This window comes from Rhodanobacter umsongensis (genome assembly GCF_042654965.1).
In the GTDB taxonomy this organism is placed as follows: Bacteria; Pseudomonadota; Gammaproteobacteria; order Xanthomonadales; family Rhodanobacteraceae; genus Rhodanobacter; species Rhodanobacter umsongensis.
Genome location: NZ_JBHSMK010000002.1, coordinates 471553 through 493685, shown reverse-complemented (window position 1 = coordinate 493685; position 22133 = coordinate 471553). Strand labels below are relative to the sequence as shown.

The window sequence follows — 22133 nt, the reverse complement described above, 5'->3', positions numbered from 1 at the left end:
GTCGCAGGGAACGGGGAATGTTGTAGTGCGATGCAATTGACATGATTTTGCTCCGGTCAGGCGATGGGCAAAGGGACGCAACGGGTTTACTCACTACCCGTTCCCTGTTCCCCGTTCACCGCTTCCTTGACCTGCTTGCCCTCGTGCGCCTTGGCCATCGCGTCCTTCAGCTCTTTCGGCATGTAGGTCTCGTCATGCTTGGCCAGCACCTCGGTGGCGACGAAGCGGGCCCCGTCCATGTGGCCGGTGGCGATCACCGACTGGTTGTCGCGGAACAGGTCGGGCAGGATGCCGGTGTACTCCACCGGCATCGCGCCGCCGGCATCGACCACCGTGAAGGTAACCTTGAGCGAGTCGTTGCTGCGCTGGATCGAGCCGGCCTTGACCATGCCGCCGAGGCGGAACGTCTTGTAGCCGCCTGCCTCACCCGATTGCACCTGGCTCGGAGTGAGCAGGTAATTCATGTTGTTTTGCAGCGCCAGCACGACCAGCACCGCCGCGATGGCCGCTGCGGCGAGAATCGACAACACGATGGTGAGCCGGCGTTTGCGGGTAGGGTTCATGGGCATGGTGTCGATCCGCTCCGCTCAGGGCGAAGGTGAAATGGGGAGGTCGCCGCCGCCGGGGCGTTGCTGACGGGCACTTTGACGCGCCAGGCGTGCGCGAAGTTCAGCGAGCACGCGGCGCCGCCGCAGTCGGGGGGCGACGGTGTCGGCGACCAGCACGATGAAGAAGACGGCATACGCCGGCCAGACGTAGGCCGCATATCCGCCCATCGAGAGAAAGGTCTGCACGGCGGTCATGGCGCTGCGTCGCGTTCGGCAATCCGGCGCACCCAGTCCTTGCCGCCCTCAAGTGCCAGCAGGTCGGTGCGCACGCGGCGGAACAGGCTGGCGGCGTAATAGAACTTGGTCGCCAGCACCATCGTCAACAGAGGCCACAGCATGTCCCAGGACATCTTCGACTGGCCGAACACATTGACCGTGCTGCCCTGGTGCAAGGTGTTCCACCAGTTCACCGAGAAGTGCACGATCGGCACGTTGATGATGCCGATGATTGCCAGGAAGGCCGCGGCGCGCGCGCCCTGGCGGCGATCCTCGAACGCGTGGTACAGCCCGATCACGCCCAGGAACAGGAACAGCAGCACCAGCTCTGAAGTGAGTCGCGCGTCCCAGGTCCACCAGGTGCCCCACATCGGCTTGCCCCACAGCGAGCCGGTGACCAAGGTGATGAAGGTGAACGCCGCGCCGATCGGCGCCGATTCCATCGCCACCACCTCGGCCAGCTTGATCCGCCACACCAGGGCGATGAACGAGGCCGCGCCCATCACCGCGTAGATGAACATGCTCATCCACGCGCTGGGCACGTGGATGAAGATGATCCGGTAGGCGTCGCCCTGCTGGTAGTCCGCCGGCGCCAGCACCAGGCCGCCGTACAGCGCGATCGCGCCCAGCGCCAGCGCCAGCGTCATGGCCCACGGCTGCAGCGTACCGGCGAAGCGGTAGAACGTCGGCGGCGAGCCGAGTTTGTGCAACCAGAGCGGAATCCAGTTAGCCATAAGCAAGTCGTCAGGCGTCCAGGGCAATACGAAGGGCGGCGGCGCAGGCCAGTGGCGCCAACACCACAGCCAGCACCAGTGCGGCAGCGAGCCAGGCGATCGGCGCGAGCCACGGCAATCCCTGCTGGGCGGCTGCCACGGCACCCGCGGCGAAGATCACTGCGGGTACGCACAAAGGCAGCAACATCAAGGCGAGCAGCATACCAGAGCGCCGGGTACCGGCCGTCAGCGCCACCAGCACCGCACCGAGCAGGCTGAGCAGCGGCGTGGCCAGCAGCAACCCCAGCAACAGCACCGGAATCAGCGCGCCGGGCAGGTGCAGCATGGCGGCCATCAGCGGCGCGATCAGGATCAACGGCAGCGCGGTGGTGATCCAGTGGGCGAGGATCTTCATGCCCAGCATCAGCGCCAGCGGCTGCGGCGCGAGCACCAGCTGTTCCAGCGAACCGTCCTCGATGTCGCTGGAGAACATCGCATCCAGCGCCAGCAGCATCGCCAGCAGCACCGTGACCAGCACCACGCCGCCGGCGATCCGCTGCAGCAAGGTGTCTTCCGGCCCCAGCGCGAACGGGAAAAGCATCGTCACGATCAGCGCGTACAGCACCGGCATCGCGATATCGCCGCGCCGACGCCACGCCAGCGTGAGGTCGCGCCGCAGCATCGCCGTGCAGGCGGTAAGAAGGCCTGGAGGATTCATGCGTGCATCCGGATATGCCGCGGTTCGCCGCCATGGAAACTCACGGCGCCATGGCTGGTCACCAGCGCGGCACCGCCGGCGGCGGTGTGCGTTTCCAGCATGAGATTGACCAGCGCGATGCCGATGCGGTCGAGGTTCGCGTACGGTTCGTCGAGCAGCCAGAGCGTGGCCGGCAGCAACAGCAGTCGGGCCAGTGCGGCGCGCTTCTTCTGACCGGCAGACAAGCGGCGCGCCGGTTCGTCCTCGTAGCCGCGCAGGCCGATCTCGGCCAGCACCGCCGTCACACTGGCGCCGTCGCGGCAGCCATGCAGCCCGGCGGCAATCTGCAGGTTTTCGCGCGGACTCAGGTCGGCCTTGAGGCCGAGCTGGTGGCCCAGGAACAGGATCTCGCCGGCGCAGCGGTCGCGCTGCAGCGGTTCCCCGCGCCAGCGCAGTTCGCCTTCGCCGACGTGCAGCAGGCCGGCCAGCATGCGCAGCAAGGTGGTCTTGCCGCTGCCGTTGTCGCCCTCGACCAGGGCCAGTTCGCCCGCGTGCAGCTGGAAACCCAGCGGCGCGAACACCGGTTCGTCCTGGCGAAGGAAAGTCAGGGCCCGTGCTTCAAGCAGGGGTACAGCGGGATCTGCAGCAGTCATTGCCTTGATTGTCCGCAATGCCGATGGCGCTTGTCCATGCGGCGTGCTGCCGCTGAGCCGGTCATTCAAGCAGGCGCAAGCGGGCGGTGCTGTTGGCGTGACCGTGGACATACGCCAGTTGTTCGTGCTGCCGGGCCAGAGTGTCCAGTGTTGCGATGTCGGGGCCGACCACGAACAGGCTGGGTTCGCTCCAGCCGGTGCGGCCGATGCCGATTGCCGGATGGATCACGGCTCCGGGCCATGCGCGCAGCGCGGTCAGCAATTCGCGTTGTGCGGCAAGATTGCCCGCCGGGGTTCGGGTCGCCTGTGCACGGGCATTCCATGCGGTGATGAAACCCCAGGAGCGCACGCCGACCAGCGCCTGCAGCGATGCCGGCAGCGGCTGGTCGATGCGGATGCCGGCCCATTCCACGTCGTCGATGCAGACCAGGTAGTCGGTGGCGCGAAACGCGTCGAGCAGGGCCTTATCCATGCCGCAGCGGAGGCAACGGCGGCAGGCTGGACCGGAGCAGGCTCGCGGCTGCTTCGAGATCGACATCCGCGACCCGGGGCGTATCGCGCAGCAGCTGCTCCAGCAGCGCATCCTGCGCACGTCCGCGTTCCAGCGCATAGGCGTAGGGCACGTGCGAGAACGTGACCAGCCGATAGCGCGCCATGTAGTGCTGCGGCGCGCGTGCCGCCAGCAGCGCCCCCAGTTCACGCTTGGCAAGGTAATGCGGGTCGGCCACCGAATCGCGCATCTCGACGTAGTTTTCCAGCGCCATCGCGGCGATCGCGTTGGCATTGGGCTGGCGCACGCGCTGGAACTCGGCGAACACCTCGGCACCGTCGTCTGGCGCCGCGGCCAGCAGGTTCGCCAGCACCACGGTGTCTTCGAAGCCGCAGTTCATGCCCTGGCCGTGGAATGGCACGATCGCATGGGCCGCATCGCCGACCAGCAGCGCACGGCCGTCCAGATGCCAGCGGTCGAGGTACAGCGTGGCCAGGGTACCGACCGGATGAGTGTCGAAGTCTTCGCTGAAGCGCGGAATCAGCGACAGCAATCCCGGGAACTGCCTGCTGAAGAACGCAGCAGCTGCAGCGGCGTCGGGCAGGGTAGCGAAACTCGGTGCCTCGCCCTGTGCCGGCAGGAACAGCGTGACGGTGAAGCTGCCTTCGACATTCGGCAGTGCGATGCACATGTAGCCACCGCGCGGCCAGATGTGCAGCGCGTGTGGCTCCAGCGCGAACTGGTCATGACCACCGCTGAGCCGCAGCACGGCGGCCGGCAGTTCAGCCGCCGGCGGAATCTCCAGTTCCTTGTAACCGTGGCCGAGCGACTCGATGCGTTCGCCAAGCGGGCTGTGCGCGTTCATCGCAGCGCGCACCGCAGAGCCGGCGCCATCGGCTCCGATCAGCATGCCGAACGGAACATCGCGTTCGACGCCGGCCACGTCGGCCACTCGAATGCGTTGCGCATCGAAATCGGCGCTGACCAGCGATTGTCCGAAATGGAACTGCACGCCGGCCGCCTCGGCGGCATCCAGCAGCTGCATGTTCAATGCGCCACGCGATACCGACCAGATCACTTCGCTGTCGTCGACGCCGTAGCGCTGCAGTGCACTGTTGCCTTCCAGGTCGTGGACCATGCGACCGCGCATCATCACCGCGCGCTGCAGCACGTCGTCGGCCAGGGCCGCCACGCGCAATGCCTGCAGGCCGCGTTCGGCCAGCGCCAGGTTGATCGAGCGACCCCCGAGGAAACCGGCCCGTCGCGGGTCGGCGCGCTTCTCGAACACCTCGACAGCAAAGCCGCGCTGAGCCAGTTGCTGTGCCAGCAGCGCGCCGACCAGGCCGCCGCCGATGAGGGTGATGGTTTGCTGCGCCATGCTGCGATCCTGGGGAAGAATCCGTCCACTGTTCCGCAAGCGGCGCATGACTGCAATCCCGGATGGATCGAACCGCTCAGAAGCTCATGAAATAGCCGCCGTTGACCGGCAGATTGGCGCCGGTGATGTAGCCGGCGTCGTCGGCGCTCAGAAAGACCACGGCACGGGCGATGTCGGACGGTGAGCCGAGCCGGCCGACGGGGATGCCGGCGATGATGCCGGCGCGGATCTCGGCAGAAACGGCGGCGACCATCGGCGTGTCGCAGTACCCGGGCGAAACGGTATTGACGGTGACGCCCTTGCGCGCGGTTTCGCGCGCCAGCGCCATGCTGAAGCCATGCACGGCGGCCTTGGCAGCGGAGTAGTTGGTCTGTCCGAATTGTCCGGTCTGGCCGTTGACCGAGCTGATGTTGACGATGCGGCCGAAGCCGCGCGCCGTCATGCCCTCCACTACGTTGCGGCACATGTTGAAGACGCCGTCGAGATTCACCCGCATCAACTCGTGCCACTGCTGCGGCGTCATCTTGCGCAGGCTGGCGTCGCGGGTGATGCCGGCGGCGTTGACCAGGATATCGACCTGGCCATGCTGTTGTTCGATGCGGGCTATCAGATGCTGGCAGCCGTCGAAGTCGCTGACGTCCGCGGGTTCGAACGCGATGGCGGCACCGAAGTCGGCGGTCTCTTCGCGAAACGCGGCGACGCGCTCGCTGCGTGCGGCCAGATCCACCGCGATCACGGTTCGACCGGCTTGGGCCAGCTGGCGGCAGATTTCCGTGCCCAGGCCGCCGATGCCGCCGGTAACCAGCGCAACACGTCGTTCCATCGCAGGCTTTTCCATGGCGGGTTTCGCAGCAGCGGTCTGGTTCATGGATCTCGGTCGTTCGACACGATCATGCCGCAAGGCAACACGTGCTGTGCTGCAACGGTTGGATCAGGGAAACAAAACGAACGACGCGTCGATGCGCGTCGTCGGCCAAGCCGGGATCAGCCGGATTTCTTGCCGCTGCGGGTGCCCGCGCCCGGGGTCGGGATCACTTGGGCGGCAGTATCGATCAAGCCGCGCTGCATCGCCTGGAAGGCTGCCAGGTTGCGCTCGGTCAAATCGTTCAGCGTGTTCCAGGGCGTCTGCCCCATCAGGTTGTTGAGCTGGCTGCGGAACTGCGTTTGCTGATCCAGGAACACTTCAAGGCTGCGCTCCAGGTAAGGCCCCATGAAGCCCTGCAGCGAATTGCCATAGAAACGGATGATCTGGCTGAGCAACTGCGGCGACAGCATCGGCTGCCCCCTGTCCTCGTGCTCGGAGATGATCTGCAGCAGGACCGAGCGGGTCAGGTCTTCGCCGCTCTTGGCGTCGCGAACCTCGAAATCCTCGTTGTCCAGGACCAGCTGGCGGACTTCCTCCAGCGTGATGTAGCTGGAGATTTCCGTGTCGTAGAGACGCCGGTTCGGATACTTCTTGATGGTGCGCTTTGTTTGTGCCATGCGGCGAACGCTAACAGAAGATATTGCGCCGCACCAGTCGTGGCGGGCGGAAAATGCTGCAGCCCCGGACCGCAGCATTTTCCAGGCGCCCTCAGTGGCCGACTGCGCCGCCAGCGCTGCCGAACGGCGGTTTGGCGAACCACAATATCGGGATGAGCAGTACGAACAGGATGGCGCAGGCCCAGAACACATCGTTCACCGCCAGCGTCAGCGCTTCGCGGGTCAGCAACTGGTCGATCAGCCCCAGGCTCTGCGTGGACGAAAGGCCGCTGTGGGACAGCTGTCCGACGAACCGGGTGGCGGCGGGATGGCCGGGGCTGACGTATTCGGTGAGCGCCGCATGGTGGGTTTCGCCGCGGTGTTGCCACATCGTCACCATGATCGCGGTGGACACGCTCGAACCGATGGTGCGGCAGAAGTTGGACAGCCCCGACGCGCTGGCGATCTGGTCGACCGGCAGGCCGGACAGGTAGACCTGGTTCAGTGGAATGAAGAAGCAGGGAATCGCCAGGCCCATCACGAAGCGTGGCAGGATCAGGGTGGAAAACGATGCGGAGCTGTCGAAGGTGGAGAACCAGTACGCGGTGCCGGCGAACACCAGGAACGCGAATGTCACCACCGCGCGCAGATCCAGCTTGTGCATGTTCTTGCCCAGGATCGGCGCGATCAGGAACGCCAGCACGCCGACTGGCGCGGTGGCCAGTCCGGCCCAGGTGGCGGTATAGCCCAGGGTGATCTGCAGCCACAGCGGAAACACCACGTTGATGCCGAAGAACGCGAACATGCCCAGCGACAGGCTGACCACGCCCACGGTGAAGTTGCGTTGCCTGAACAGCGACAGGTCCACCACCGGATGCTTCGCATGCAGTTCCCATACGATCAGGAAGGTGAGACAGATCAGCGCGGTGAGACCCAGGGTCAGGATCATCGGCGAGGAGAACCAGTCATGGTCGTTGCCGTTGTCCAGCATGAACTGCAGCGCGCCCACGCCGACCACCAGCAGCAGCAGCCCGATCATGTCGATCGGTGCCTTGTAGGTCCTGGTCTCGCGCTTGCGCAGCAGGCCCCAGGTGACCACGGCTGCCAGGATGCCCACCGGCAGGTTGATGTAGAAGATCCACGGCCACGAGAAGTTGTCGGTCAGCCAGCCACCCAGGATCGGACCGAAGATCGGTGCCACCACCACGGTCATCGCCCACAGCGCCAGTGCGATGCCCTGTTTCTCCTTGGGGTAGTTGGACAGCAGCAGGGTCAGCGACAGCGCCACCATCGGGCCGGAGCCGGCGCCCTGCAGCAGCCGGCCGATCACCAGCATCGGCATGCTGGTGGCCAGTCCGCACAGCATCGAGAAGACCACGAACATCAGCACCGAACCGACAAAGGTCTTCACCTCGCCGAAGCGGCGCGCGAGCCAGCCGGTGAGCGGCTGCATGATCGCGCTGGCCAGCGCGTAGGAACTGATCGTCCAGGTGCCTTCGCTGGGGCTCACGCCGAGGCTGCCGGCGATATGCGGCACGGCGACGTTGACGATCGTCATGTCCAGCACTTCCATGAACGTGCTGAACGCGACGGCGATGGTGAGCAGTGCCAGCGGACCGCCGTGCAGGGGCTTCAGTGGGGCGTCGGAGATTGCGTCGTTCGGCGTGACGGCCATGGCTGGATTCAGTTCGCGACGGTGGCGTGGGGCAGATTGGCGCGGATGACCTGGTCGGCTTCCGCATCGGCCTTGCTGGCCATCTGGTCGTAGACGTCGGTCTGTGCCACCGGCTGTGGCGGCGACCTGCCAGGCAGCACGCTGCCCTGGTCATGGCGGATGTCGACGGTGACGTCGGTGGACAGGCCGATGCGCAGCGGATGCTTGTCCAGCTCTTTGTTGTCCAGCGCGATGCGCACCGGCACCCGTTGCACCACCTTGATCCAGTTGCCGGTGGCGTTCTGCGCCGGCAGCAGCGAGAACACGCTGCCCGTGCCGGCACCCAGGCCGATCACCTTGCCGTGGTACTCCGCGTCGCCGCCGTACAGGTCGGAGACCACGGTCGCCGGCTGGCCGATGCGGATGTGGCGCAGCTGGCTTTCCTTGAAATTCGCGTCGATCCACAGGTCGTGCAGCGGCACCACCGTCATCAGCTGCTGGCCCGGCTGCACGCTGTTGCCCAACTGCACGCTGCGTTCGGCCACGTAGCCGGACACCGGCGCGTAGATCGCGTTGCGCTGCGCGGCGACCCAGGCGGCGCGGAAGTTGGCGCGCGCCTGCAGCACCGCCGGGTTCCGTGCCACATCGGTGCCTTCGATGGCGGCATGCGCGGCAGACGCCTGCGCCTCGGCCGCGACCACGGCCGAACGCGCCTGCTCCACGCCATCGCGCAGGTGCTGCACGATTTCGGGTGATTCAGCCTGTGCGGCGATGAGCGGCAACCGGCGCTTCAGATCGGCCTCGGCCTTCTTCAGGTCGAGCTTCGCAGCCACCACCTGGGCATCGGCACCGGTGGCGGAACTGGTCTGCTGGCGCACTCCGCGCACGGCCTGGGCCAGCGCGCTGCGTGCCTGCTGCAGGCGTGTCTGCGCATCGGTGCTGTCCAGCTTCACCAGCACCTGGCCGGCGTCGACGTGCTGGGTGTCGTCGGCGAGGATCGCCACCACCGTGCCCGGCACCTGCGCCGAGATCGCCACCTGGTTGCCGCCGACATAGGCGTTGTCGGTCTTCTCGCGGGCGGAAAACACGAACAGCCACAGCAGGAACCAGGCCAGGCCGGCAAGGACGAACGCGCCAGCCACGATCAGCAGCACGCGGCGGCGCTTGGCCGGATCTTTCGCGGCCATGCCGCTGTCGTCGGCATCGCCGGCGGTTTGCGACTTGTCGGATTCAATGGGGCTCATGGTCGACGGCTCCGGCGCTGACAGAAGGGGAAGGGGTTCGTGCGGTTTCGGTGGCGGGCACGCCGGTGCGATAACCGCCGCCGAGGGCCTTGATAAGGGCGAGTTCGGTGCTCAACGCCTGCGCCTGCAACTGTGCCGCGGCGTCGCGCTGCTGCAGCCATTCGGCTTTGGCGCCGAGGCTCTCGCGGGCGTCGCGTACACCCTGGCGCGCACGCGCCTGCGCATTCGCCAGCAATTGGCGGTCGGCTTCGAGCTGGGCGCGCTGTTCGTGCTGCCGGGCGGCAACCTGTTCGGCGCCCAGCGCCTGGGTCGCCACCTCGCGCGCAGCGGTCAGCACGGTGCTGTTGTATTGCGCCACCGCCGCATCGAGCTGGGCCTTGCTTATGCCGTAGCCGGCCTGCAGGGCGCCGCCGTTGAAAATCGGCAGATGCAGAGCCGGAGTCAGGGCAAACGTGCGGCTGCCGGGAGTGAGCAGCTTGCCCATGTCGATGCTGGACAAACCCGCCAGTGCGCTGATGCTGACGTCGGGGAAGAACTCCGCACGCGCCGCATCGGTCTGCTTCAGCGCGGCTTCGACCTGCCAACGACTGGCTGCGATGTCGGGTCGCCGCGCGACCAGGTCCAGGCCGGCATGTGGGGGTACTCCGCGCTCGACCGCCGGCAGCGGTTGTGCCTTGAGCTCCGGCAACTGCGCCGGCGTCACGCCGAGCAACGATGCGAGCGCGACACGACGGATCTTTGCCGACCCATCCAGTGCTGCACGCATCTCGCGTACGCCGGCCAGTTGCGCGCGGGCCTTCTGGGCCTCGTCCGGCAAATCGATGCCCTGCTGCACGCGCAACTCGGCGATATGCGCCAGTTGCTGCTGCGTGGCAAGCAGCTGGTCAGTCAATTGCAGACGCGCCTGATCGGCCTGCCAGCCGAAGTAGGTGTCAGCCACGGCGTACTGGATCGCCAGCGCGGCGGCACTGCGCTGGGCTTCGGCGGCGTGGGCCTGATCCAGTGCTGCTTCCACCGTCGCGCGCTTCTTGCCCCACCAGTCGAAGTCGTACTGCAACTGCACGCCCAGGTCGGCCTGGTTGTACCAGGTGAAGCCCAGGAATTTGCTGGGAATCAGGCCGTGCTCGCTCATCCGTGTGCGTGAGACTTGCGCGCTGCCATTGATCGACAGGCCGAGCTGCGCGGCGGCGAGTCGTGCGGACTGATCGGCGTTCTGCACGCGGCTGCGTGCCAGCGCAAGATCCGGCGACTGCTGCATGGCGCGGTCCATCAGATCGTCCAGCTGACGGTCGCCGTACTGGCGCCACCACTGCACCGCCGGCCAGCCCGCGCGTGTCGGGGCCTGCAGACCGGCCAGCGGAACATCGTCGCGCAGCGTCGGCGAACCGAGCTTCGCCGGGGCGGACGCGCAGGCGGCCAGCATCAGCGTGATCGCCACGGTCAGCGCCGTGCGGCCACGAAGCGGAGCATGCTTCATCGGGGCTTCCTTCATGGAGGGTTGGCGTCGCTCAGTTCGTCGAGGTTACGAGCCAGCTTGCGCAGCAAACGGCTGAGGCTGCGTTTGTCGCCGTCGCTGAAGCCCGCGAACATGGTTGCGACGCGGGGAAACATCGGTGGCAGCATTTTCTGCACGAAACGCCGGCCGGCCGGCGTGATCCGGATCAGCACGCGCCGACGATCCTCCTCACTGCCACCACGGGTGATCAGTCCACGCTTGACCAGCGCATTGCCGATGCGGGTCATGTTGGTGGCGCCCTGGCTGGCGTACTCGCACAATTCCCCGGGCGTCGAGCTGCCGTCCGGGCGGCTATACAGGATCATCAGCGTGAGAAACTCGCTGTGGTTGAGCTTGTGCGGCTTCAGCTTGAACTCGAGCTCCTCCTCGAGGGCGCCGCCGACCATCAGCATCAGCCGAGTCAGCCGCGCTTCGGTGGCGGGCATCTGCGGGATGATATGGCTCACCCGGCCGATGCCCTGGTCCATGAGCTCGATGCAATCGGTCAGGCGCACCATTTCACCAGGTCATATTTCATCAATGAAATAAAACGATAGCAAGCGCGAGCCCAAGCACGCAAGTGGTGACAACGATGAAGCCGCTCAGCTGTTGCGGCGGTCCAGCGCAAACAGGCGTCGCGCGTTGGCGCTTGTGGCAGCGGCCACATGCGCTACCGATTCGCTGCGCAGCGCCGCGACGCATTGCAATACATCGACTATCCTTCCCGGCTCGTTGCGCTCACCCCGGTGGGCGGCGTCGGGCTGATCGGGGGCGTCGCTCTCCAGCAACAGGAAATCGATCGGCATCTGGGCCACGATGCGACGCAGGCGTTGCGCCCGGGGGTAGGTCACCGGCCCACCAATGCCCAGATGGAAGCCGATGTCCCACAGGTGCTGCGCCTGCTGCCAGCTTCCCGAAAAACTGTGCACCACGCCGCGCAATCCGCCGGTGCGGCGCAAGGTCAGGCTTACTTCCTCCAGTGCGCCGCGCGCGTGCACGATCACCGGCAGATCACGCTGGCGCGCCAGCTGCAGCTGGCGCAGGAAGAACTGGCGCTGTGAATCGCGGTCGAGACCCTCCACCTGGAAATCCAGGCCGATCTCGCCGACGGCAACGACGTTCTCTTCGTCCAGCCACGAAGACAGCGCATCCACATCCGCAGGCACATGCTTGTGAAGGAACATCGGGTGCAATCCAAAGGCCGGATGCAGCCGGCTGTGCCTCGCGCACAGCGCCTTGATGCCGGGCCAGCTCCGGGCGTCCACGCCGGGCACGATCATGTCGCCGACGCCTGCGCGCCAGGCGCGGTCGATCACTTCCTCGCGATCGGCAGCGAATGCCTGATCGTCAAGATGGGCGTGGCTATCGATCAGATCGGGCGTGCTGCGATTTTCGTGCACTGGCAGAGAGTCCGCGACGGGGAGGTGAAGATAATGTAGTGATCGGGAGCTAACTCCGATTCATGTGCATACCGGTTCAATGACGACGCAAAATCCTTGCGCGCGTCTTTCTAAGCGTCAAGCGGCAACAGCAGCATACAAACAGAGGAGAGGGTCGTGATGAACAGATTGATGGGCAATGTACTCAATATCGCTATCGCTGCGACATTGGCGACGGGGCTGGCTGCTTGCAACCGCAATGCGGACGCGGGCACTTCCGGCGGCAGCGCGGCGCTCGATGCAGGCAGCGGCGGGGACGCCGGGGTCAAGTACGCCAAGGTCGTCAGCGTGGATCCGGTGCGCTCGACCTCGAACAATCCGCGCCAGGTGTGCCACGACGAAACGGTGACCCAGACCGCGCCGCCGCGAGATCAGCACCGCATCGCCGGCACCGCCATTGGCGCTGTAGTCGGCGGCCTGCTCGGCAATCAGGTCGGCGGCGGCAAGGGCAAGACCCTGGCTACGGTGGCCGGCGCAGTTGGCGGCGGTTATGCGGGCAATCGCATCGAGGCCAGTCGTCAGCACGGTCAGGTGACTTCGTCGGTAGAGCGCAAGTGCAGCACGGTGAACAACCCCTCCACCAAGGTCGTGGGCTACGACGTGCGCTATACCTACAACGGAGTGACCCGCACGGTGCGTATGGATCACGATCCGGGTGACCGCGTGCAGGTGCAGGAAGGTGTGACGGCTGTATCGGACGCTCGCTGAACTCGCTCAATCGAACTTGCCCCATTGAAAGGAGTTACCTCATGAACGCACTGACCGGAAAGTTTGCGCTCGCTGCAGCGATGACGGCCGGACTGGCTCTGGCCGGTTGCGCCACCGCGCCTTATGGCAACAACAGCGGCTACAACAACGGCAATTACAATCGGGGCTATCAGGGCCAGAACGGCTACGGAAACCAGACCGCACGTTGCCAGACTTGCGGCGTGGTGCAGGAAGTGCAACAGGTTTACACGGACGGTGGCAACGGCAACGGCGGCACGCTGGGCGCGATCATTGGTGCGGTGGCGGGCGGCGTACTTGGCAACCAGGTCGGCAAGGGCGACGGCCGCAAGGCCGCTACCGTGGTCGGCGCGGTTGCCGGCGGCGTCGTGGGCAACCAGGTCGGAAAGCGCAGCGGTGGCAACGGTACGGCGTGGCGCATCGTCGTGCGGCTGGATGATGGCCAGTACGCCACCGTCACGCAACGCGAGAACCCCAACCTTCGCAATGGCGATTACGTCGAGGTTCGCGGCGACCATGTGTACGCGCGCTGATTTAAGATAGACGTATGGACGTCCATTCGATTGGACGTCCAGTTATAAAAAAGGCCCTCGTTTGAGGGCCTTTTTTTTAGTTGCGAATCACGTACGGATCAATTCACCGCGTAGAACGCATGCTCACCGATGGTTACGCTGGGGCGATTGCGCGACCACGCCGGCGAGATCGCTGTCGTGGCAAAGTGATCGGCGCGCGGCACCAGCATGTGTCGTTGCGCCACTGGCAGCTGCCAGTTGTGGATTGAGCGACCGGCCACCTGCCAGGCCTTGTTGAAAGCTTCGAGGTTGTTGACGTCGAACGAACCCGGGGTGGTGGTGGTCGCGAACTGGTGCGGAGCGGTAACGACCTTGCATACGGTGCTGCCCCAGCGTCCGCGATCGCGCCGGCGCAGTGCCACCTCCGCCACGGCGAGTTGGCCGTTGGTAGGTTCGCTGCGTGCCTCCAGGTAGACGGTGGTCGCCAGGCACGCCTGGTCTGCGACGGGTTGTGGCATCAACGATGTCAGCCACAACAGCATGGAAAGTTTCATGGTTCTGCCTCCAACGTGCTGTACGCGCAAAGCGATGCAAGCTTTGTGCGCCGTTGCGGTGGACGGGCGGGCAGGCCGTTCCACCTGGATCTATCGCCGTGACCGAAACTTGTGGTCGGGCGCCTTGCCACGGGATTGTGGCGGTACGAGCGGCGATCTGATGCCGATCGGAATGGGTGTTGCCTGGCGTTGCGCGTGCCGGTGTCGGCCGTGTTGCCTGCAACTGCTGCTGCGCACTCGTGGATGCGAGGCGATGTGCCATCCGGCTTTCGCCGGGTCGCGCCGATTCGGATTCTTCCGGTTCGTCGCGTACTTCGGCACCCCGTGTTCCGGATGCCGCGATGTTCGATCGGCGGAGCCTAGTGGCGGAATCTGCCGCTGGCAAGTGCCGGGAGGATGGAGTTTAGCCTGTGCTCACAATAAGCAGATGTCGTCGTCGCGTGATGATCCCTGCGCGGCATTGCTCACGCCGGCCAAGACGAATCCAGATGCATCACGAGATTGTCGTTGAGCGACAGCGATCGTTCGTCATCCGCTCGCGCGGCGACATCGTCGCTCAATACCACCAGAGCCTCGATGCGATCATTTGCGTTGAAGGCATTCAGTATGCAACCCACATCGCGGTCATCATCGCGCAGCACCTCGCCGGCATGTGCCGGTTGCGACAATGTGACGCTGTGCAGATGCCGTTTGTGTCCGTTGCGAAAGTGCAGCCGGGCAACAATCTCCTGGCCCGGATAGCAGCCCTTGTCGATGGCGACCGCCTGCAACCGCTGCAACGACAGTGCAGCCGGCAGCACCTCGTTCAATGACTGTGTCGGCAGCCATGGCCAGCCCGCGCGTAGCTGCAGCGGCTGCCAGTCGGTGTCACCCGCTGCCGAGTCGACGATTCGCAGACTGTGCGTGCCGCAACCCAGCGAAAGTGCTGCATCGTCGTTGACGAGATGCATCGGCAGTGCCGGGCCGGTCGCCAGCGCCCGTGGCGGCAGCGCGGTCAGTGCAAGCTTCGAGCGGAACACGAAGCGTCGCAAGGCATCCACCATCGTCGCCGCATCGCCACCGCGCAGCAGCAGCAGGAAGCGATCGTCGGCGAGCCTCAGCAGATGAAACAATGCGCGCACCCGACCTTTTGGATCGAGCCATGCACTGAATTGCCACCGGCCGATGGCGAGCGAGCTGACCTTGCTGCTGAATTGCGCGTGTGCGAATGCCATCGCATCGGCGCCTTCGATCAACAGGGTTTCAGCGGAGCAGGATGTCGGCATATCGGAGTAGAGTTGGGGCGCCAGCGCCGCGGCGCAAGTGGCGGGCGGTTCATCCCGCATATCGCCAGGCATCGTCAAGGTTGTGCTGTTTTGCCGCAAGTATTAACCTTCGCGAGCCAACAAAACCATGTCCGATACCTACTCCTCCGTCGAATCCGCGCCTGCGTCCGTTCCTCCGGAGCACGTTGTCGTGCCGGCGAGTCGGGTCCGGGACAAGATGCCGGCGGAACGATCGGCGCCTGACCCCACCCGCTATGGCGACTGGGAGAAGAACGGACGCTGCATCGACTTCTGAACACCTGCAACGGCGCTCGTCGCCGATGGCGTACAGGGCAGATGCGGCAATGAGATCAGCGATTTCACTCAGGACAGCCGCCATGGCAGACATGCACCGACCGCTCTCTCCGCATCTCCAGATCTATAGATGGCAAGTGCAGATGGTGAGTTCCATCCTGCATCGCGCTACCGGCATCGCCCTTGCCGTCGGCAGCGTGCTGGTGGTGTGCGGGCTGCTGCAGCTGGCGGCGGGCGAGGAGAGCTTCAACCACTACAAGAGCCTCATCGGCAGCCCGGTCGGCATGGTGTTGCTGGTGGGCTGGAGCTGGGCCTTGTTCTACCACCTGTGCAATGGCATTCGCCATCTGGTACAGGATGCGGGTCTCGGTTACGGCATTGCGCAGTTCGTGCGTTCCAGCTGGCTGTCGCTGGCGGTCAGCATCGTGCTCACCGTGCTGGTGTGGGCCTGGGTGCTGATGGCGGGAGGTGTGGCATGAACGCAAAAGGCAGCGTCGTCAAAGATCGGCGCAACCCGCTCAAGGTTGCCCGTGGCCTTGGTTCATCGCAGTCCGGCGTGGGTCACTGGTGGAGCCAGCGTGTGACCGCCGTCGCGCTGGTGCTGTTGGGCGTATGGTTTGTCGCCACCGTGTTGTGCTTGCTGCATGCCGACTACCCGACCGCGCGCGCCGCGGTAGCCAGGCCGTTGAACGCATTGCTGCTGGTCGCCTTCGTGCTCACCCTGTTCTGGCATGCGGTACTGGGCATGCAGGTGGTGATCGAGGATTACGTGCATGTCCGCTGGAAGGAGGTCGCGCTGATGGTGACGATCAAGTTCCTCGCGGTACTGGGCGCGCTGGCAAGCGTGCTGGCCGTGCTGCGCATTGCGCTGAACCCATAAGACGCGAGGAAGAGATTTCATGGAAAGCTCCAAGCTGGAATCCCACAAGGTTCGGCAGCACCTGTATGACGTGATCGTGGTCGGCGCCGGCGGTGCCGGGCTTCGCGCCACCTTCGGCCTGGCCGAGAAAGGTCTCAAGGCCGCCTGCATCACCAAGGTCTTTCCCACCCGCTCGCACACGGTGGCCGCGCAAGGCGGTATTTCTGCCGCGCTCGGCAACATGGGCGAGGACGACTGGCGTTTCCACTTCTATGACACCGTCAAGGGGTCCGACTGGCTCGGCGACCAGGATGCCATCGAGTACATGTGCCGCGAGGCGATCCCTTCGATCATCGAGCTGGAGCACTACGGCGTGCCGTTCTCGCGCACCGACGAAGGCAAGATCTACCAGCGCCCGTTCGGCGGCATGACCACGCATTACGGCAAGGGCACCGCGCAGCGTACCTGCGCCGCGGCCGACCGTACGGGTCACGCGATCCTGCACACGCTGTACCAGCAGGCGCTGGCACATGACGCCACGTTCTTCATCGAATATTTCGCGATCGACCTGATCTTCGACGCGGACGGCGTCTGCCGCGGCGTGCTCGCGCTCGACATGAACGAGGGCACCCTGCATTTCTTCCGCGGCCATGCGGTGGTGATGGCGACTGGCGGCTACGGCCGCGCGTACTTCAGCGCTACCTCGGCACATACCTGCACCGGCGACGGTGGCGGCATGGTGCTGCGCGCAGGTCTGGCGCTGCAGGACATGGAATTCGTGCAGTTCCATCCCACCGGCATCTACGGTGCCGGCTGCCTGATCACCGAAGGCGTGCGCGGCGAAGGCGGCTACCTCACCAACTCCGAGGGCGAGCGCTTCATGGAGCGCTACGCGCCCAGCGCGAAGGATCTGGCCTCGCGCGATGTGGTCAGCCGCGCGATGACGCTGGAGATCCGCGAGGGTCGCGGCGTCGGCGAGCACAAGGATCACATCTACATCAACCTGATGCACCTCGGCCCCGACGTGATCAACGAGCGCCTGCCGGGCATTGCCGAATCGGCGCGCATCTTTGCGGGCGTGGACGTGACCAAGGAGCCGATCCCGGTCATTCCGACCGTGCACTACAACATGGGCGGCATACCCACCAACTATCACGGCGAAGTGGTGCAGAAGCGTGGCGATGATGTCGATGCGGTGGTGCCGGGCCTGTTCGCGATCGGCGAGGCGGCTTGCGTCTCCGTGCACGGTGCGAATCGCCTGGGCTCCAATTCGCTGCTCGATCTGGTGGTGTTCGGCCGGGCCGTGGCGCATCGCTGCGCCGAGCTGATCAAGCCGGAAACCGCGCACAAGGACCTGCCGGCCAACGTGCTGGACAAGGCCCTGGCGCGCTTCGATAGCCTGCGCAATGCCAATGGCAGCAAGCCGACCGCGCAGATCCGCCTGGAAATGCAGCGCACCATGCAGAGCGATGCCGCCGTGTTCCGTACCGGCAAGACGCTGAAGGAAGGCTGCGAAAAAATCTCGGCCGTGCGCGAATCGTTCAAGGATGTGCGTGTCAGCGATCGTTCGCTGGTGTGGAACTCCGACCTGATCGAAACGCTGGAGCTGGCCAATCTGCTGGATCAAGCCGTCGCCACCATGTATGCGGCCGAGCAGCGACCGGAAAGCCGCGGCGGCCACGCGCGCGAGGACTACCCCGATCGCGACGACGTCAACTGGATGAAGCACACGCTGGTATGGGTCGACGAGGCCGGCAAGGCTCGCTTCGATTCCCGTCCCGTGCACATGAATCCGATGACCGATGAGGTCAAGGCCGTGCCGCCGGCGAAACGCGTGTACTGATTCAGCGCAGCGGCCGCGTCCGCCGCAGGCATTTGCATCATTGGTTGTAAGGTCGGGGCGCAAGCCCTCCTGCAGAAAGTTGAAGGGTTCAGCACATGGCAGAGTTTTCGCTACCGAAGAATTCCAAGATCCAGCCGGGCAGGCACTACGCCGCCAAGGATGCGAAGAAGCCGCGCACCTTCCGCATCTATCGCTGGTCGCCGGACGACGGCCAGAACCCGCGCATCGACACGTACGAGGTGGATCTGGCTGCGTGCGGCCCGATGGTTCTCGATGCTTTGCTGAAGATCAAGAACGAAATCGATCCCACGCTCACCTTGCGCCGCTCCTGCCGGGAAGGCATCTGCGGTTCGTGCGCGATGAACATCGATGGCACCAACACGCTGGCCTGCACCAAGGCCATCGGCGAATGCGGCTCGGGCGACGTGAAGATCTATCCGCTGCCGCACATGCCGGTGGTGAAGGATCTTGTGCCCGACCTTACCCATTTCTACGCGCAGTTCGCGTCGATCAAGCCGTGGATCCGCACGCAGAGCCCGGCACCGGCCCGCGAGCGGCTGCAGTCGCCGGAAGAGCGCAAGAAGCTCGATGGCCTGTATGAGTGCATCCTGTGCGCCTGTTGCTCCACCAGCTGCCCGAGTTATTGGTGGAACGGCGACAAGTACCTCGGCCCGGCGATCCTGCTGCAGGCCTACCGCTGGATCGTCGACTCCCGCGACGAAGTGACCGGCGAGCGTCTGGACGACCTGGAAGATCCCTTCAAGCTGTACCGCTGCCATACCATCATGAACTGCACGCGCACCTGCCCGAAGGGTTTGAATCCGGCGAAGGCGATTGCCGAGATCAAGAAGCTGATGGTGGAGCGGCGTTCGGCGTAGGCTGCGGCAATTCCCTCGTTGGTAAGGATGCTCGCGATGTTCAACCTGCTTTCCCTGCCGTGCGCATCCTGGAAGATCCGGCTGGTTTTCCTGCTCCTGTCGGCCATGGTGATCGGCGGGATGGCGCAGCAGTGGCCGCACCGGCACGACGACCTCGCTATCGCGCGATGGATGGCCTGGTTCCTGGTCCTCAGCGGTGTCTGCTATTTGCCGCGCATGTTGGCGGTCGTGATGTTCGGCCGGCTACCGAAGATATATGCCGGCCTGTTGCGCGGTTGGAACAAGACGCTGCCGCAGATCCACGCCGATATGGCGCGTGAACAGCAGGCACTGCGCGAACGGTCGCGCGAGCTTTGAACGAGGCTCGTCTCAAGCGCCTGCGCTGGCGCGCACGCCGCGGCACCCGCGAGTTGGACGCCCTGTTCGGCGGCTGGCTGGACGAATGTTTTGCCGACGCGGACGAAGCGCAGCAGCAGGCGTTCGACGAGCTGCTCGACGCGCAGGATCCGGATCTGTGGGACTGGGTGATGGGCCATGCCCGTCCCGGGCGAGCGGACTGGCAGGCGATCATCGATGACATCCGCACCCGCCATCGGCTTTGAGTATCGACCGTCGCGGCTGTTGCCGCGGTTGTTGATCGTCGTCGCCGCGCTGGCCGCGTTGGCCGCCATGCTGAGCGGGCTGGAACTCTGGCTGAAGCCGCCGCTGCTGCTGGTCGTGCTGATGACGACATGGCGCGCGATTCGACAGTTGGCCGCCAACCCCATTGGCGCTGCCGGATGGAGCGTGGACAACGCCTGGACCTTGCATCTGGCCGATCATGAGGACGTGCCCGCCACGCTCGTTTCGTTCCGTGTACTCGGCGCCTTTGTCTGGCTGCGCTTGCAGACAACGGAGCGCGGCACCCGGGCTCTACTGCTGGCGCCGGACAACAGCGATGCCGACATCCGCCGCCGCCTGCGCATGCGGCTGGCCGCGATGCATCCTGGAGAGGCCCCGCCACGCGCGTGACCCGCCGCAACTTCACCGGCACAGCGCGGTCTTATCGAATACCTGATAATGGATGACCGGGCGGCCCGCCCTGCGATCCCCACAAGCGACCCGCCCATGTTCCGACCGCTCGAACTCTTCATCGGCCTGCGCTACACCCGCGCCAAGCGGCGCAACCAGTTCATCTCCTTCATCTCCACCGTGTCGATCGTGTGCATCGCGATCAGCGTGATCGCCCTGATCACCGTGATGTCGGTAATGAACGGCTTCGACTACCAGATGCGCTCGCGCATTCTCGGCGCGATCTCGCATGCCACCGTTTCCGGCGTCGACCAGAGCGTGCAGGACTGGCCGCGTGCGCTGCAGATCGCCGCGGCGAATCCGCACGTGCTGGGCGCCGCGCCGTACGTGGAATCCGAGGCCATGCTGCTGGCGCGCCGTTCCAGCGGTGCGCTGGTACGCGGCATCGAGCCGGCGCAGGAGCCGAAGGTCGTCGACATCGACAAGCACATGATCGAAGGCAAGCTCGCAGAACTGACGCCTGGCAGCTGGAACATCGTGCTGGGACGCGAGCTGGCGATGAGCCTGGGCGTCGGCGTCGGCGACCGTGTGACGATGGCGGTGCAACAGCTGCGCGCCACGCCGATGGGCAGCTTTCCGAAGATGCGCAGCTTTCATGTGGTGGGCATGTTCGAACTGGGCATGGAGCAGTTCGACTCGGGCCTGGCCCTGGTCAACATGAGCGACGCCGAGAAGCTCAATGACCTCAGCGGCCCCAGCGGCATCCGCCTGAAGCTCGACGACCTGTTCAACGCCCGCCCGGTCGCGCGCGAGCTGGCCGACCAGCTCGGCCAGGTCTACCGGGTGCAGACCTGGATGGACACCAACGCGAACCTGTTCGCCGCGCTGTCGATGGAAAAGATGGTGATGTTCATCATCCTGTCGCTGATCATCCTGGTCGCGGTGATCAACCTGATCTCGATGCTGATGATGCTGGTCACCGACAAGCAGGCCGACATCGCGATCCTGCGCACGCTCGGCGCCACGCCGCGCAGCATCATGGGCATGTTCATGGTGCAGGGCGTGCTGGTGGGCTTCGTGGGTATCGGCTTCGGCGTGGGCTTCGGCTCGCTGTTGTCGTGGAAGCTGCCGGGCATCATCAAGTGGATCGAGCACACCTTCCACGTCACCTTCCTGTCGCCGGACGTCTATTACATCAGCGAGGTGCCGAGCCGACTGGACTGGCACGACGTGGGCTGGACCGCGCTGCTGACCTTCGCGTTCTCGCTGCTGGCCACCCTCTATCCCGCGTGGCGCGCCTCGCGCACGCAGCCGGCGCAGGCACTGCGCTATGAATAAGGCCGCCATGAATTCCACGACTGAAAACGTGCTGCGCGCCAGCCACGTCGCCAAGACCTACGACGAAGGCGGCCTGCGCACCGACGTGCTGAGCGACGTCAGCTTCACCCTGAAGCGCGGCGAGACGATGGCGATCGTCGGCGCCTCAGGCTCGGGCAAGAGCACCTTGCTGCACATCATCGGCGGGCTCGACACGCTCACTGCCGGCGAGGTGGAAGTGGATGGCCGCGTGCTGTCGAAGCTGTCCGATGCCGAACGCGGCCGCGTGCGCAACCGCTCGCTCGGTTTCATCTACCAGTTCCACCACCTGCTGCCCGAGTTCACCGCGCTGGAGAACGTGTGCATGCCGCTGCTGATCCGCGGCACCGCGATCGCCGAGGCGGAACGCCAGGCGGCGGCCCTGCTGGAACGGGTCGGCCTGGGCGGCCGCACGCACCACAAGCCGTCCGAGCTGTCCGGTGGCGAGCGCCAGCGCTGTGCGGTGGCACGCGCGCTGGTGACCAAGCCGGCTTGCGTGCTCGGCGACGAGCCCACCGGCAACCTCGACGAGGGCAATGCCGCGCAGGTCTACGCATTGATGCTCGAACTCAACCGCGAGATCGGCACCAGCTTCGTGCTGGTCACCCATGATCCGCACCTGGCGGCGAAGATGGACCGCACCCTGGTGCTGCACAACGGCGTCCTGCAGGAAAGCCCGAAGCCCTGAGGGAGACCCTGCCGAGGATCCCAGCGCTCCTCGGCGTGTCGTGCGGGCGCAAGCCTACGCATCTTTCATCCACGCCGTCGCCCTCGCCGCGCTAGGCTC

28 protein-coding genes are annotated in these 22133 nt (G+C 65.3%); 12 read left to right on the top strand and 16 right to left on the bottom strand.

Translation table 11 applies throughout. From position 1 onward, the window contains the following. Nucleotides 1-86: 86 nt before the first annotated feature. The 14 genes from ccmE to ACFPME_RS02315 all read right to left on the bottom strand — a co-directional run bounded on the left by ccmE (nt 87) and on the right by ACFPME_RS02315 (nt 12009). On the bottom strand, nt 87-563 hold the full coding sequence (gene ccmE, locus ACFPME_RS02380; protein WP_377302819.1) for a cytochrome c maturation protein CcmE: 477 nt from the start codon (nt 561-563) through the stop codon (nt 87-89). 24 nt (nt 564-587) lie between these two features. Beyond that, nucleotides 588-803, bottom strand: a complete 216-nt coding sequence (gene ccmD / locus ACFPME_RS02375; protein ID WP_377301643.1) for a heme exporter protein CcmD — start codon at nt 801-803, stop codon at nt 588-590. Further along, entirely contained in the window at nt 800-1558 is a 759-nt protein-coding gene (locus ACFPME_RS02370; RefSeq protein ID WP_377301641.1) for a heme ABC transporter permease, read from the bottom strand. Before ACFPME_RS02370 ends, ccmD begins: the two co-directional genes overlap by 4 nt. Nucleotides 1559-1568: 10 nt before the next feature. Then, entirely contained in the window at nt 1569-2255 is a 687-nt protein-coding gene (ccmB, locus tag ACFPME_RS02365) for a heme exporter protein CcmB (RefSeq protein WP_377301639.1), read from the bottom strand. Then, on the bottom strand, nt 2252-2887 hold the full coding sequence (ccmA, locus tag ACFPME_RS02360; RefSeq protein WP_377301637.1) for a cytochrome c biogenesis heme-transporting ATPase CcmA: 636 nt from the start codon (nt 2885-2887) through the stop codon (nt 2252-2254). The genes ccmB and ccmA overlap by 4 nt, the downstream gene beginning before the upstream one ends. Nucleotides 2888-2948: 61 nt before the next feature. Then, complete coding sequence (locus ACFPME_RS02355) at nt 2949-3359, bottom strand: DUF3293 domain-containing protein (protein WP_377301635.1); 411 nt, start codon at nt 3357-3359, stop codon at nt 2949-2951. Then, on the bottom strand, nt 3352-4755 hold the full coding sequence (locus tag ACFPME_RS02350) for an FAD-dependent oxidoreductase (RefSeq protein ID WP_377301633.1): 1404 nt from the start codon (nt 4753-4755) through the stop codon (nt 3352-3354). The genes ACFPME_RS02355 and ACFPME_RS02350 overlap by 8 nt, the downstream gene beginning before the upstream one ends. Nucleotides 4756-4831: 76 nt before the next feature. Then, nucleotides 4832-5578, bottom strand: a complete 747-nt coding sequence (gene phbB / locus ACFPME_RS02345) for an acetoacetyl-CoA reductase (protein ID WP_377301631.1) — start codon at nt 5576-5578, stop codon at nt 4832-4834. Between the two features lie 161 nt (nt 5579-5739). Beyond that, nucleotides 5740-6237, bottom strand: a complete 498-nt coding sequence (gene phaR / locus ACFPME_RS02340) for a polyhydroxyalkanoate synthesis repressor PhaR (RefSeq protein ID WP_377301629.1) — start codon at nt 6235-6237, stop codon at nt 5740-5742. Nucleotides 6238-6328: 91 nt separating this feature from the next. Next, nucleotides 6329-7891, bottom strand: coding sequence for a DHA2 family efflux MFS transporter permease subunit (locus tag ACFPME_RS02335; protein ID WP_377301627.1), 1563 nt, complete (start codon nt 7889-7891; stop codon nt 6329-6331). 8 nt (nt 7892-7899) lie between these two features. Next, nucleotides 7900-9114 (bottom strand): HlyD family secretion protein, encoded by a 1215-nt coding sequence (locus ACFPME_RS02330; protein WP_377301625.1) that lies wholly within the window; start codon nt 9112-9114, stop codon nt 7900-7902. Beyond that, nucleotides 9101-10591, bottom strand: a complete 1491-nt coding sequence (locus ACFPME_RS02325) for an efflux transporter outer membrane subunit (RefSeq protein WP_377301622.1) — start codon at nt 10589-10591, stop codon at nt 9101-9103. The genes ACFPME_RS02330 and ACFPME_RS02325 overlap by 14 nt, the downstream gene beginning before the upstream one ends. An 11-nt stretch (nt 10592-10602) precedes the next feature. Further along, a complete protein-coding gene (locus ACFPME_RS02320) occupies nt 10603-11127 on the bottom strand; it encodes a MarR family winged helix-turn-helix transcriptional regulator (RefSeq protein WP_377301620.1) in 525 nt (174 codons plus the stop codon). Nucleotides 11128-11211: 84 nt separating this feature from the next. Next, on the bottom strand, nt 11212-12009 hold the full coding sequence (locus tag ACFPME_RS02315) for a TatD family hydrolase (RefSeq protein ID WP_377301618.1): 798 nt from the start codon (nt 12007-12009) through the stop codon (nt 11212-11214). 159 nt (nt 12010-12168) lie between these two features. Between ACFPME_RS02315 and ACFPME_RS02310 the strand changes: the two genes are divergently transcribed. Beyond that, a complete protein-coding gene (locus ACFPME_RS02310; RefSeq protein ID WP_377301616.1) occupies nt 12169-12756 on the top strand; it encodes a glycine zipper 2TM domain-containing protein in 588 nt (195 codons plus the stop codon). Nucleotides 12757-12797: 41 nt separating this feature from the next. Continuing rightward, nucleotides 12798-13307, top strand: coding sequence for an outer membrane lipoprotein (locus ACFPME_RS02305; RefSeq protein ID WP_377301614.1), 510 nt, complete (start codon nt 12798-12800; stop codon nt 13305-13307). Nucleotides 13308-13405: 98 nt separating this feature from the next. Here ACFPME_RS02305 and ACFPME_RS02300 read toward each other — a convergent pair whose 3' ends face one another. Beyond that, entirely contained in the window at nt 13406-13840 is a 435-nt protein-coding gene (locus tag ACFPME_RS02300; RefSeq protein ID WP_377301612.1) for a cell wall hydrolase, read from the bottom strand. 464 nt (nt 13841-14304) lie between these two features. Next, nucleotides 14305-15054, bottom strand: a complete 750-nt coding sequence (gene ygfZ / locus ACFPME_RS02295; RefSeq protein ID WP_465269164.1) for a CAF17-like 4Fe-4S cluster assembly/insertion protein YgfZ — start codon at nt 15052-15054, stop codon at nt 14305-14307. Nucleotides 15055-15232: 178 nt separating this feature from the next. Between ygfZ and ACFPME_RS02290 the strand changes: the two genes are divergently transcribed. The 10 genes from ACFPME_RS02290 to lolD all read left to right on the top strand — a co-directional run bounded on the left by ACFPME_RS02290 (nt 15233) and on the right by lolD (nt 22034). Further along, complete coding sequence (locus ACFPME_RS02290; protein ID WP_377301608.1) at nt 15233-15400, top strand: DUF1674 domain-containing protein; 168 nt, start codon at nt 15233-15235, stop codon at nt 15398-15400. 82 nt (nt 15401-15482) lie between these two features. Then, the gene (gene sdhC, locus ACFPME_RS02285) at nt 15483-15878 is read left to right on the top strand and encodes a succinate dehydrogenase, cytochrome b556 subunit (RefSeq protein WP_377301606.1); all 396 of its coding nucleotides are present in this window, start codon (nt 15483-15485) and stop codon (nt 15876-15878) included. Further along, entirely contained in the window at nt 15875-16279 is a 405-nt protein-coding gene (gene sdhD, locus ACFPME_RS02280) for a succinate dehydrogenase, hydrophobic membrane anchor protein (protein ID WP_377301604.1), read from the top strand. The genes sdhC and sdhD overlap by 4 nt, the downstream gene beginning before the upstream one ends. A 34-nt stretch (nt 16280-16313) precedes the next feature. Beyond that, nucleotides 16314-18101, top strand: a complete 1788-nt coding sequence (sdhA, locus tag ACFPME_RS02275; RefSeq protein ID WP_377302817.1) for a succinate dehydrogenase flavoprotein subunit — start codon at nt 16314-16316, stop codon at nt 18099-18101. Nucleotides 18102-18196: 95 nt separating this feature from the next. Further along, nucleotides 18197-18979, top strand: coding sequence for a succinate dehydrogenase iron-sulfur subunit (locus tag ACFPME_RS02270; protein ID WP_377301602.1), 783 nt, complete (start codon nt 18197-18199; stop codon nt 18977-18979). Nucleotides 18980-19015: 36 nt separating this feature from the next. Further along, a complete protein-coding gene (locus ACFPME_RS02265; RefSeq protein WP_377301600.1) occupies nt 19016-19336 on the top strand; it encodes a hypothetical protein in 321 nt (106 codons plus the stop codon). Continuing rightward, nucleotides 19333-19581, top strand: a complete 249-nt coding sequence (locus tag ACFPME_RS02260) for an FAD assembly factor SdhE (RefSeq protein ID WP_377301598.1) — start codon at nt 19333-19335, stop codon at nt 19579-19581. Before ACFPME_RS02265 ends, ACFPME_RS02260 begins: the two co-directional genes overlap by 4 nt. Before the next feature lie 28 nt (nt 19582-19609). Further along, nucleotides 19610-19990 (top strand): hypothetical protein, encoded by a 381-nt coding sequence (locus ACFPME_RS02255; RefSeq protein ID WP_377301596.1) that lies wholly within the window; start codon nt 19610-19612, stop codon nt 19988-19990. Nucleotides 19991-20086: 96 nt separating this feature from the next. Next, the gene (locus ACFPME_RS02250; RefSeq protein WP_377301594.1) at nt 20087-21328 is read left to right on the top strand and encodes a lipoprotein-releasing ABC transporter permease subunit; all 1242 of its coding nucleotides are present in this window, start codon (nt 20087-20089) and stop codon (nt 21326-21328) included. 7 nt (nt 21329-21335) lie between these two features. Then, on the top strand, nt 21336-22034 hold the full coding sequence (lolD, locus tag ACFPME_RS02245) for a lipoprotein-releasing ABC transporter ATP-binding protein LolD (RefSeq protein WP_377301592.1): 699 nt from the start codon (nt 21336-21338) through the stop codon (nt 22032-22034). The last annotated feature ends 99 nt before the right edge of the window (nt 22035-22133 follow it).